We start from the raw sequence: 12,518 nt of genomic DNA, 5'->3' as shown, positions 1-12,518 counted from the left end.
CGCGGCTATGTCATGACCCAAATAAACTTGTCATTACGTAATTGCTGCTCGCCATCGTAGCGATATGCTACCAGCCGGCCATTTGGCTGTGTAACAGACCAATCTAGGCAAGCAACCTGAGGAGTAAGTACATGTGGTGTGCCACGCATCCAATAATGACCAAAAAATACTGGTTTGTCAGCGGCATAGCCTGGCATAACGGTATCTGGAATATCTCGGTCGGGTAAACTATGCAGCGGTTCCACACCCAAAGCTAAGTCACGATAATTAGTGCTGTGCGCTTGCCACCAACGGGTTCGCATCGCCGTGCGTTTAACCCCTGCTTTATCGTGAAAATGCAAGCCATCGGGTAGCGCAACTTCCAAGCCTTTGCAGAGCGTTTCTATAGCAGAGTGTAGCTGATGCTCACGATCATGAGCTGCATACCAAGCGGCTTCATCGCGTAACTTGTTTGCTGCGCAAGTATGGTCATCGACAACTTGCTTGGCGGGCTCGTGCCAGCACGCATGTACAACTCGGCATTCGGGTAAGTCTAAGTACAAAGGCAACTGACGAAACCAGGCCAAGGTGCTATTATACCAATCTGACTCTGGTTTTGCTTGCAGCAAAAATTCACGATGATGCTTCAGGTTACCCGCACTGTGTTTGCGCAAATAGTCACCTTGCCCATCTGGTAATGTCCAAGCCACCGCGTTGAGCTCATGATTGCCCATAATCACTTGCGCGCTACCGGCATCAACCATAGCTCGCAAGGTATCGACCGTTTCCCGTTGCAAAGGGCCACGGTCTATCAAATCACCCACAGATATGAGTTGGCGCTCGGAGTGTCGCCACGCACCCGATTTTTTCTCATAGCCAAGCTTTTTTAGTAACGCTATTAGTTGGTCGGCATGGCCGTGTACGTCACCGATAATGTCATACATAACTAATTATTTACGACTCGCGTTGTTTATTCAAAGGTGCCGACAAAAGCTTCAATGCCTTCTTGTTTTAATGCATCTAAGGCTTCATCTAAAGCGTCTTGGTCGGTTTCAAATGGGTCTTCCCAAACCGTGGAGTTATTGCCACTGTCGACAATTTCTAAAATCCAACCCGAGTCTTCTGTGCGATAAATATCAATATCTACCGTTTGGCCACTATCGCTATACTGCTGGCACAATGGGCTTTGAATATATTCTACGTTGTCGGTCATGGCCTTTTCCTTGTTTCAAAAAATAAGGGCGCCAGCACAACACTGACACCCTTTTATAGTACACCGAATACTTAAAAATTTCGGTATTAAAGACTTGCTAAAGCGCTGTTAAGTGTGGCTGATGGGCGCATCGCTTTATCGACTAACTCAGCGTTAGGCTGATAATAGCCACCAATTTCTACGCTATTGCCATGCACGCCGTTAAGCTCTTCAATAATTTTGGCTTCGTTGGTTTGTAATGCATTGGCCAACTTACCAAAACGCTCTGCTAATGCGCTGTCTTTCGTTTGCGCAGCTAATGCTTCGGCCCAATACATACCCAAGTAGAAATGGCTACCACGGTTGTCAATTTGACCAAGCTTACGTGCTGGCGACTTGTCGTTCTCAAGGAACTTAGCTGTTGCCGCGTCTAACGTGTCTGCTAAGATTTGTGCGCGGTCATTGTTGTTACGTTGCGCCAAATGCTCTAACGACGCAGCTAACGCCAAAAATTCACCGAGAGAATCCCAGCGCAGGTAGTTTTCTTCAACAAACTGTTGCACGTGCTTCGGTGCCGAACCACCAGCGCCAGTTTCAAACAAACCACCACCGTTCATCAATGGCACAATAGACAACATTTTCGCTGAAGTACCCAACTCAAGAATTGGGAACAAGTCGGTTAAGTAGTCACGCAACACGTTACCAGTTACCGAAATTGTGTCTTGGCCATCTTTCATGCGCGCTAAAGTGTGCTTAGTCGCTTCAGTTGGTGCCAAAATACGCAAATCTAAACCGTCAGTGTCATGCTCTTTAAGGTAAGTATTTACCTTTTTGATTAACTGCGCGTCATGAGCGCGGTTTTCGTCTAACCAAAATACTGCTGGCATACCGCTTAAGCGTGAACGATTCACTGCCAATTTAACCCAGTCACGAATTGGCGCGTCTTTTACCTGACACATACGCCAGATATCGCCTTTTTGTACGTCGTGTGAAAATACAGTTTCGCCTGCTTGGTTTAATACCACCACGGTACCGTCGGCCGGAATTTCGAAGGTTTTATCGTGAGAGCCATACTCTTCGGCTTTTTGTGCCATCAGGCCCACGTTTGGCACCGTACCCATGGTGGCAGGGTCAAATGCGCCATTGGCTTTACAGAAATCGATAGTGGCCTGGTAAACACCCGCATAGCAACGATCTGGAATCATTGCTTTGGTGTCTTGGGTTTTGCCTTGACGGTCCCACATTTTGCCGCCATCACGAATCATCGCTGGCATTGACGCATCAATAATTACGTCGCTTGGCACGTGCAAGTTGGTGATGCCTTTATCTGAGTTCACCATAGCTAATTCAGGCTGGTTGTCATATACCGCTTGAATATCTGCTTCAATGGCAGCACGCTCGTCTGCTGGTAACTCAGCAATTTTAGCTAGCACGTCACCAAAACCGTTGGTTGCATCAACGCCCAATTGCTTGAAGGTTTCAGCATGCTTCGCAAACACATCAGCAAAATAAACTTTCACGGCATGGCCAAACATAATTGGATCTGACACTTTCATCATGGTTGCTTTTAAGTGCAACGACAACAAAATGCCCTCTTCTTTTGCGGCAGCCGTTTCTTTGGCAAAAAACGCTTGTAATTGCGCTGCACTCATACGCGCGGCGTCAACCACTTCGCCAGCCAACACTTTCACTGAGTCTTTCAGTACTGTCTGACCAGCTGGCGTGTTTAATACAATTTTCAAGTCATCTGCTTGTGCAAACGTGGTTGACTGTTCGCTGCTATAAAAATCGCCGTCGCTCATATGCGCAACGTGGGTTTGTGAGTCGCTAGACCATGCACCCATACGATGCGGGTGCTTTTTGGCGTAGTTTTTTACAGACGTTGGTGCACGACGGTCAGAGTTACCCTCACGCAATACCGGGTTTACCGCTGAGCCTTTAATTTTGTCGTAACGCGCTTTCACGTCGCGTTCTTCGTCGGTTTGTGGCTCAAATGGATAGTTTGGCAGGTTGTAGCCCTGTTGCTGAAGCTCTTTAATGGCTGCAGTTAACTGAGGAATAGATGCACTGATATTCGGAAGTTTGATGATATTTGCTTCTGGCGTTTTCGCCAGCTCACCAAGTTCTGCTAACGCATCGCCAATGCGCTGGTCGTCGTTCAAAAACTCAGGGAAATTAGCAATAATACGGCCAGCTAAAGAGATGTCGCGTGTTTCAACGCTGACGCCCGCGGCATCAGTAAAGGCACGAATAATTGGCAACAACGAATAGGTTGCTAAACGTGGTGCTTCATCAGTTTCAGTGTAAATAATCTTTGAACTATCAGTCGACATAGTGATTCCTATTCATTAGTTCAGGACAGAAAAAGTGGCCCGAATTATAGCAGGATACAGCTCAAATCACTAGCTCAAGCTTACTGTTCGATAGCAACGTTGCTGAGTAGTTCATTCACCAAGAAATGGCATTGTTGGTAGACATCAAATAAATCACCATGCTTTTCTAAAGGGGTCTTCATTGCAAGATCATATTCAAAAGCTTCAACCGCTTTGAGGTAATCGCCTAGTTCGCCCCCCCTTTGTAACACCGCCGCACGTACCGCTTCTGAAATGTTGAGGTCTCGCAAAAAGGTTTTTTTATCAATGCCTAATAAAACATCTGAGCCCGCTAGTAACCCCACTAAAAATGCCGGCCCTGATAAACGGTTGAACGGATCTTTTTTGCGCGCCAATTCGCTACACATGTATGCACGTGTTAGAACAAATTTTGTTTTTTCAGGAGCTTGGCCTTTCACCGAAACAATTAATAGAACCCATTTACGAAGCGGTTCCAACCCAAGCAACATGACCACCTCTTTGAGCGATTCAATTTTGCGTGTCACACCATAATAAGGGCTGTTGGCAATTCGTAATAAATTTACCACCAGTACCGGGTCGGTCTGCAATGCTGCAACAATTTCGTAAAGTTCGGGCTCTTCTGAAAATAATTGATTAATAACTAAGGTTAGCTGCGTAGCAGCTGCTGAGGGAACACGTTTGCCTTCAACCACTGTTGGCTTGGCTAAGAAATAGCCCTGAAATAAATCAAAACCGAGTTCTTTATAGCTATTTAATGTAGGTTCGTCTTCAATACGTTCGGCTAGCCATAAAACGTTTAAATGTCGCAGTTCTTCATAACGTTGCTGCGCAACTTCAAACGGCGTGCGTTCAATATCAACTTTAATGATGGTGGCTAATTCCAGTAATGGCTGCCAACTATCTTGAAATTCAAAATCATCCAGCGCAAAACGAAAGCCTTTGGCCACCCAGCGCCGAATGGCGTCAACTATTTCGTTGGTGGGTTCAATACGTTCAACCAGCTCGACAATAACGTGTTCAGGTGCCAAGGGTAAGAATAGACCAGACAGCAAAAACTCAGTCGATACATTCACGCACACAGGTAACTTTATGTGTTCAACGTAATCCAGCAACCCTGTGCATAAGTTATATAAAACTTCGCTTGTTGCGACACTATCGCCAACTTCAAACGCAGTAATCCCGTCCTCATGACGGTAGAGTAATTCGTGCGCGTAAATTTTACCTGTATGGTCGTAAATAGGCTGTGAGGCGAACAAAGTGTCTGGCATTCCATTACTCTCTTTCACATTTATTTTACGTCACTATATACCAAAAAAAAGGGGACAGAGCTAGCTCTGTCCCCTTTTGCATGATTTTTAGCAAAGCTTAAAACTTAAAGTTCAACTTCGCATAAGCAAAAGCGCCACGTGGATTATGAACGCTTGATGCATATCCATAAAGGTCGCCATCACCGTCCCCAATAGCAAAGGGCGGCTCTTCGTCGAGGATATTATTGACTCCAACACTTAACCGCGTGGCTTGGCTAATGTCGTAACGCATTTGTAAGTCCAGCATCATATGTGCATCAACCGTACGCGCTTTCGAGTTTTCGACATCTTGCGGTGACTGATAATCTTCAAACTCGCCGATGTAAGTGACAATCGCTGTCGCCCCCCATGCATCGCGCGTCCAATCTACACTGCCAATCCAACGATGTTGTGGGTAATTATACTCACCCGCATAATCGATACCATTTTTCTCAAACTTGGTCATGTAAGTCCAATCCAAACCAAACTTAAGATCACCAAAACCACTAATCGGCCACAAATAGTTGGTCGACACATCAAGCCCTGTTGCTTCTTGCGAGCTGATGTTGATATAGCTGTTATATAGGGTTGATAACGAACCTAAGGTTTCACCGGGCAGCGGCGGCAAACGCACACATATTGTGCTGTTTTGATCATTACACTCTGCTGCATAAACAAGTTCATAGTTATTTCGGTCAATTTTGTTGTCTTGCACAATTGACCAGTAATCCAAACTAACGTCCCAACTGTCGTTTACTTGCCATACACCACCAATGTTCCAGCTTTCCGACTCTTCTGCCTCAAGGTTCGGGTTACCACCAAAAACTATCGTGTAGTCAGTCGCGGCACAGGCTGGGTTGTTCGGATCTGGCGTTGGACAACGATAGGTATCAGTAAAGAACTGAGATACTTGCGACGGGCCCAAACCAATTTGTGCTAGTGAGGGTGCGCGGAAACCTGTTCCGGCCGACGCTCGAACAGTGATATCATCAGAAACAAACCACTGAATTTTTGCTTGCGGGTTGGTACTTGAGCCGAAATCACTGTAATCATCGTGACGTAGCGCTAAACTTAGCTCAACTGCATCGGCTAAGGGCACTAAAAACTCAGCATAGGCCGCCCATTGATCACGCTCCGCTTGTGCCGAAACAGATTCAGTACCAAAAATTAAACCGCGTTGGAATTGATCATCTGGGGTATCAACAACATCTTCTTCGCGATACTCAAAACCTGCAGCCATTGACACCATATTATCGCCAAGCTGAAAAAGCTCACCGCTAATGCTCGCATCTACGGCAGTCAGATGTGACTCGCCACGACGCACTAAACTTGTGGTAATAGCATCAATAACCGCTGGGTCGTTGGTGACCCCGCCAAATGGATTATATCGGCCAGCATTAATTTCCTCTTGCAGAAAATCCGTACGCACCCAGCCTTGATCTTTGCTACCTGTTTGCAGGCCACGACTACGCGCTTTGGTAGCAGACACATCCCATGCCCAAGTATCAAGATAGCCGCGTAAGCCAGCCACAAACCGTAAGGTATCTGACTCAATATCCCACACTCGGTTACCAGCATCGACAGTACGATAACGGTTAATTTCTACCCGTTCACCCCATGGATTGTTTGGATGATTTGCCGGTACATACAAGCCCGCATCGCCATCTAACGGCGTTGCGGCCCCGCCAGCCTTCGAACTGTTGTGCTGAGCGGCAAACTCGATGTAGGCATCCATGTCACTCGTAATTTGAAAGTTAGACAACACCATAGCACCAACTCGCTCAGCTTCAGGCCAAGTCATGGTGGCTGGCCCATAATCGTAGACACAAGTTTGACCAAAAGTTTGTTCTGGCGGACAGTCTGGATCAATCACCACTTGACCGTTCAGAATGAAGTTTCCTGGATAACCACGAGAAGAGCGGAAGTCATTACCACCATAAGGAGCTTGGTTGGCGGTACCAAAGCGCCCCATTTCTGACCCCATAATCGACGTGTTTTTATAGTAGTCAAAAATCACCGTGGTGTTGCTCGTTGCTGAACCTGTCCCCCAAACTGTACTGACTGAAGTTTCGTCATAGCTAGGCCCTGTCGTGGCGCCATGGCTTAAACTAAGCTCCATTCCTTCGTAGTCTTTGCGAAGAATAACGTTAACAACACCAGCCACTGCATCCGAGCCATAAATAGCTGACGCACCATCTTTTAAAATATCGATACGCTCAATGGCGGCCACCGGTATTGTGTTGATATCAACAAATGAATTGGCAACACCTTCAGCAAACGCAGACACGTTAACGCGGCGACCATTCACCAGCACCAAGGTCGCATCAGCACCAAAGCCTCGTAAGCTTACCGCGGCCCCGCCATTGGCGGTTGAGTCTTGACTGTTGCCGCGGGTCGAAAAGGTACCAACACCGGCCGCGGGGGAGCGCTCCAATAATTGTTGAAGATTAGAAAAGCCTGAAGCTTCAATGTCTTCGCGAGAAATAATTTCAACAGGCGAAGCGGTTTCCAAATCGGTTCGATTAATGCGCGAACCCGTCACTGTGATTCGCTCTTGCGCTTCCGTTTCGCTTACTTCTGAATTGTCCTGTGCCAATGCTATTTGCGGCAACGCTGCAGCCACTGCTATAGCACACAGCGACACCCCGAAAGGTAAATTGATTTTTTTCATAAATACATTCCCTGGTAATGTTATCTGTTGTTGTCGCAACTTCATGAGTTGCTTACTTATTTATGAAATAAATTTGAAAAAAATCAATTTAATTAACAGCTTTAACCATTTATTAACTATATAAAGAAATTTTATTTGCACAAAAAAAACAGAGCCGAGGCTCTGTTTTTTCAGTACCGATTAATTAAATATTTAGTCAATTTTAGGTGTGGTTAAGCCACGACGCTCAAGTAACGCTTCACCAGTTGGCTCTTGGCCACGGAAGTCGATGTACTGTTGCATTGGGTCTTTACTGTTACCTTTTGACAAAATAGTGTCACGGAATTTCTGACCATTTTCGAGCGTTAAACCGCCCTGCTCTTGCATATATTTGAACGCATCAGCAGCCAAAATTTCTGACCACATATACGCGTAATATCCAGCAGAATAACCACCGGCAAACACATGAGCGAAGAAGGTTGATTTATAACGTGGTGGTACCGCGTCAATCGCTACGCCATTACGCTCAAGTGCTGCAGCCTCAAATGCCGCAACATCTTCAATGCTTGCTGCCGCTTCAGGCGTTAAGGTGTGGTACTCAAAATCCAACAAGGCTGACGCGATATATTCAAGTGTGTCATAACCCATGTTGAAGTTTTTCGCAGCCATCACTTTATCAAGTAATTCTTTTGGCATTGGTTCGCCAGTTTCATAATGCTTGGCAAAGTTATTCAGTACTTTTTCGTTCAACATCCAGTCTTCTTGGAACGTTGAAGGAAACTCAACGTAGTCGCGCGACACTGACGTACCCGCCAGTGATGGGTACATTACGTCAGAGAACATGCCGTGCAAGCCGTGACCCATTTCATGGAACATGGTGCTTACTTCATCAAAGCTCAGGAAAGTTGGGCCTTCTGCAGCTTTTTTGATGTTTTGGTTGTTCAAAATTACCGGTTTGTTGCCTAGTAATTCAGACTGACTAACAAATGAACTCATCCAAGCGCCACCGCGCTTACCGTCACGGGTAAACCAGTCGCCATAGAATAAACCAAGTGTTTCGCCATCAATGTCTTTTACTTCATAAACGCGGATGTTATCGCCGTAGGTAGGAATGTCATCACGCTGCTCAAAGCTAATTCCAAAGAGCTGGTTCATGGCATAAAATACGCCGTCTTCAACCACACGGTTAAATTCGAAATATTGTTTAACTTCTTCTGCATTTAGTGCATATTTTTCAGCACGCACTTTTTCTGCATAGTAAGCCCAGTCCCAAGGCTGAACTTCAAAATCACCGCCTTCGCTGTTGATCATCGCTTGAATTTCAGCTTTTTCAGCTTCAACGTTGCTGACAACTGCTGGTACTAAGTCACGCAACATTTTTTGCGCAGCTTCTGGGCTACCTGCCATGCTGGTTTCTAATACGTAGTCACCCCAGGTGTCGTACCCTAACAGCTGCGCTTTCTGCGCACGCAATTCAGCTAAACGCTTAACCAGCGGACGGTTGTCCGTTTCAGTGTTGCCAGTACCGCGGTAAGCTGATGCTTCCCACACGCGCTGACGTACTTCACGGTTTTCCAACGATGACAAAATCGGCTGACGCGTCGTATTAGTAATTGAAATCGCGTATTTGCCTTCATGACCTGCAGCCGTGGCTGCATCGGCTAGCTGTTGAATTTCAGTGTCGCTTAAACCCGCAAGTTGCGCTTTGTCATCAACAATCACCATATTTTCTTTGGCCAGCGCCATTAAGTTGCGCTGAAACTCAGTAGTTAATGACGATAATTCGGTATTAATTGCGCGAATTTTGTCTTTTGCTTCTTCGTTAAGCTCTGCACCTGAACGCACAAAACCTTTGTAGGTGTCTTCCACTAAACGCAATGCTTCGCCTTCAAGGCTGTCGCGGTTTTCGTATACGGCTTTAACGCGAGCGAATAATTTCGGGTTTAATGAAATACTATCACCATGAGCGGCCATTAATGGCGCCAACTCGCCTTGCAAAGCGCGGGTCTGATCATTACCGTTTGAACCAGCAACGTTATAGAAAACTGATGCAACACGGCTTAATAAAGCACCAGAGCGCTCCATTTCAACGATCGTGTTTTCAAAAGTTGGTGCTTCAGCGTTATTCGCAATAGCTTCAATTTCTTTGCTATGCGCTTCCATACCTGCCAATAATGCTGGCTTGTAATGCTCAAATTTGATCTTTGAAAAATCTGGCGCGTGGAAAGGCAGCGAGCTCTCAGCATAAAATGGGTTGCTTTGATTAAATTCAACTGCTTGTGTTTGTTCGGTTTGAGCTGTTTCATTCACAGCTTGCGTTGCTTCTTTATCAGAACATGCAGCGACCGTTAATGTCGCGCCAATAGCAACAGCGATTAGGCTCTTGCGCATAAGGTATCTCCCTTGTGGTTGTATTTAACCCTACTAATGTAACCCCCTATGCAGATCGGCTCAAGAGCCATTCATGGCGCAATTGTAACAATTTACCCCATTCGCGCGCTGTATCAGGCTACTTCTTGCACAGGAATAAGCTTGGCGAGACCATATTTAGCGCGCGCTTTGTCACAATAAGGGTTTGAACCATTGATGGAGATATCAAAGTCGCGACATGGACTAGGACGGTTTTGATAAATACTGCAACTTACGTGCTGACCAATTTCGCCTTCCAACGCTACACATCGCGGGTATTTAGTATTGGTGCCCTGCATGCACAGCAAATAAGGATGAAAGGATTCAGTCAGTTCGCTGGGAACATAACCTTCAGGAGCGCCAGTTGCTTCGCCCCAGTAGAAAGATACACGATAAGACGCGCAGCAAGCCCCACACGTCAAGCAGGCGTTAGCCAAACTCATCGCACGACACTCCAAAAAAGAATAGATAATCGTTTGAAATGGCGGAGCGGACGGGACTCGAACCCGCGACCCCCGGCGTGACAGGCCGGTATTCTAACCAACTGAACTACCGCTCCGCAGCGGTATGAAACCAATTTTCAGGAAAGTGGCGGAGCGGACGGGACTCGAACCCGCGACCCCCGGCGTGACAGGCCGGTATTCTAACCAACTGAACTACCGCTCCGCTTTCCTGATTCTGGGTAACCCGGGTGGGTGCCCCTGAATGCGGAGCGAATATTACGAGTGCGGCATTCTATCGTCAACCTTTTTTTTCAACTTTTGTATCGTTTGCCTGAAAAATGCGCAAAACGTTGCAAAAGTAGCTAACTCTACAACCTAGCCGACCCTAAACAACGAAAAACTATTGCCACAAATGATTATCAATTATTGCCAGTCGCTGCTGATGCGCTTGCTCTTCATCTGCATTGGCACGCACCACTTTCAGTGCAGGTTTATTCTCAATGCGCGTCCACCCTGTATTCTGTGAGCCTTTCTGATGTTTATGTTGGCCAGCTAGCTCGAGTTTAGTCTGCCCGCCGGTCATCATCAGGTAAACATCGGCTAACAACTCAGCATCAAGCAATGCACCGTGGAAGGTTCGGTTTGAGTTGTCGATACCATAGGCACGACACAGAGCATCCAAATTATTTTTCTGCCCTGGTCGCATTTCTCGCGCTAACATCAGCGTATCAAGCACAGTGCAGTAGTCCGTCGTTTTACCGGTACCGTTACGCAGTAATGCGAACTCATGATTCATAAAGCCAACGTCGAACGCAGCGTTATGAATAACTAACTCAGCACCTTCAATAAAATTTAAAAAGTCATCCGCTATCTGCGCAAATACAGGCTTGTCCTGCAGAAACTCGTTGGTGATTCCGTGCACTTCAATAGCTTCTTGCTCAACGACGCGCTGCGGATTGATATAAACATGGAAGGTTCGACCGGTTAATTTTCGGCGAATCACTTCAACCGCACCAATTTCAATGATCCGATGGCCTTGGGCGGGATCTAAACCGGTGGTTTCTGTATCAAGAACTATTTGTCGCATAGGTATTCCGTTGTTCGTTGTTCGTTGTTCGTTGTTCGTTGTTCGTTGTTCGTTCGCTGCGCTGTTCGTTATTCGCTATTGGTTAGAAGCACGAGTCTAACAGAATTTTAGAACCAAGTGGATTTGATATTTTTTGATGTGTTTACTTGTTCCGACTCAACAAAACAAGCAAACTATCAACCAATAACGAACAGCGCAGCGCACGAAAAACGAGTAACATTTATATGTCGAAAAAAGTACACATCTATACTGACGGATCCTGCCTAGGTAACCCAGGGCCTGGTGGCTATGGTGTGGTTATTGAATACGGTGAACACCAAAAGGAATTGTCGCAGGGTTATAAATTAACCACCAATAATCGCATGGAAATGCTTGCTGCGGTAAAGGGTTTAGAGGCTTTAACTCGGCCCTGCGATGTCGTGTTAACGACAGATAGTCAATACCTACGCCAAGGTATTCAAAGCTGGATTCATAACTGGAAAAAAAACGGTTGGCGTACTTCAAACCGCAAACCAGTAAAAAACGCCGATTTATGGCAAGCTCTTGACCAGGCCGCGCAGCGTCATCATTCAGTGCGTTGGGACTGGGTGAAAGGCCATGCTGGCCACCCACAAAATGAGCGCTGCGACGAACTTGCCCGCGTCGCAGCAAGCAGCAAGATACTGCTTGAGGACAGCGGGTTCAATCCAGAGGCTTAGTTTATTCGCCGGCAACTTGTGGGTATTTGGCTTCTTCCCAAGCCTGCATACCGCCGGCGACAGAAATGACCTTCGCTTTATCAAAGCCCATACGCACTAACGACTCCGCAGCTAACGCTGAGCGCCCACCGGAGCGACAAATTAAATACAATGGTTCTTCAGCAATTCGCTGCAGTGCGTCGTCATATCCGGCTACCGCAGGGTGTTGATTAATTTGCATTTCTAACACGCCACGAGGCATGTTCACGGCTTGACGGATATGCCCAGCGGCAAATTCACCTGGTTCCCGTACATCAATCACGCGAGCTCCCTCGGCAATTTTTTGCTGCAATGCATGTATGTCTACTTCAGTTACGTTCGCTTGCGCTTGAGCACAGTATTCCTTCGGACTTAACATCAACAACTCCTATTTTATCGACA

The 12,518-nt window shown here is 46.5% G+C and carries 10 protein-coding genes and 2 tRNA genes; 1 reads left to right on the top strand and 11 read right to left on the bottom strand.

Annotated features, from left to right (window positions below):
• Positions 1-5 precede the first annotated feature (5 nt).
• The 10 genes from ASC40_RS04920 to dnaQ all read right to left on the bottom strand — a co-directional run bounded on the left by ASC40_RS04920 (position 6) and on the right by dnaQ (position 11,400).
• Positions 6-923 carry a metallophosphoesterase gene (locus ASC40_RS04920; protein ID WP_055438665.1) on the bottom strand — a complete coding sequence of 306 codons (918 nt, stop codon included), beginning with the start codon at positions 921-923 and terminating at the stop codon, positions 6-8.
• Positions 924-949: 26 nt separating this feature from the next.
• Complete coding sequence (locus ASC40_RS04915; RefSeq protein WP_055438664.1) at positions 950-1,192, bottom strand: hypothetical protein; 243 nt, start codon at positions 1,190-1,192, stop codon at positions 950-952.
• A gap of 86 nt (positions 1,193-1,278) precedes the next feature.
• Positions 1,279-3,504, bottom strand: a complete 2,226-nt coding sequence (locus ASC40_RS04910) for an NADP-dependent isocitrate dehydrogenase (RefSeq protein ID WP_055438663.1) — start codon at positions 3,502-3,504, stop codon at positions 1,279-1,281.
• Between the two features lie 80 nt (positions 3,505-3,584).
• Positions 3,585-4,793 carry an EAL and HDOD domain-containing protein gene (locus ASC40_RS04905; protein ID WP_055438662.1) on the bottom strand — a complete coding sequence of 403 codons (1,209 nt, stop codon included), beginning with the start codon at positions 4,791-4,793 and terminating at the stop codon, positions 3,585-3,587.
• 97 nt (positions 4,794-4,890) lie between these two features.
• The gene (locus ASC40_RS04900) at positions 4,891-7,482 is read right to left on the bottom strand and encodes a TonB-dependent receptor plug domain-containing protein (protein ID WP_211256859.1); all 2,592 of its coding nucleotides are present in this window, start codon (positions 7,480-7,482) and stop codon (positions 4,891-4,893) included.
• Between the two features lie 192 nt (positions 7,483-7,674).
• Positions 7,675-9,852: a M3 family metallopeptidase gene (locus tag ASC40_RS04895; protein WP_055438661.1), complete on the bottom strand. Its 2,178-nt coding sequence runs from the start codon at positions 9,850-9,852 to the stop codon at positions 7,675-7,677.
• 113 nt (positions 9,853-9,965) lie between these two features.
• Complete coding sequence (locus ASC40_RS04890; protein WP_055438660.1) at positions 9,966-10,313, bottom strand: YkgJ family cysteine cluster protein; 348 nt, start codon at positions 10,311-10,313, stop codon at positions 9,966-9,968.
• Between the two features lie 39 nt (positions 10,314-10,352).
• Positions 10,353-10,429, bottom strand: a tRNA-Asp gene (locus tag ASC40_RS04885).
• 30 nt (positions 10,430-10,459) lie between these two features.
• Positions 10,460-10,536 (bottom strand) — tRNA-Asp (locus ASC40_RS04880).
• Between the two features lie 177 nt (positions 10,537-10,713).
• Complete coding sequence (dnaQ, locus tag ASC40_RS04875; protein WP_055438659.1) at positions 10,714-11,400, bottom strand: DNA polymerase III subunit epsilon; 687 nt, start codon at positions 11,398-11,400, stop codon at positions 10,714-10,716.
• 218 nt (positions 11,401-11,618) lie between these two features.
• Between dnaQ and rnhA the strand changes: the two genes are divergently transcribed.
• A complete protein-coding gene (gene rnhA, locus ASC40_RS04870; protein ID WP_211256864.1) occupies positions 11,619-12,098 on the top strand; it encodes a ribonuclease HI in 480 nt (159 codons plus the stop codon).
• Between the two features lies 1 nt (position 12,099).
• Here rnhA and ASC40_RS04865 read toward each other — a convergent pair whose 3' ends face one another.
• Positions 12,100-12,495: a rhodanese-like domain-containing protein gene (locus ASC40_RS04865; protein WP_055438657.1), complete on the bottom strand. Its 396-nt coding sequence runs from the start codon at positions 12,493-12,495 to the stop codon at positions 12,100-12,102.
• Positions 12,496-12,518: the final 23 nt, after the last annotated feature.

Origin of the sequence: Pseudidiomarina woesei, assembly GCF_001418345.1 — a bacterium.
GTDB lineage: Bacteria > Pseudomonadota > Gammaproteobacteria > Enterobacterales > Alteromonadaceae > Pseudidiomarina > Pseudidiomarina woesei.
The sequence above is the reverse complement of the archived record's forward strand: the minus strand, read 5'-3'. Positions and strand labels throughout refer to the sequence as shown.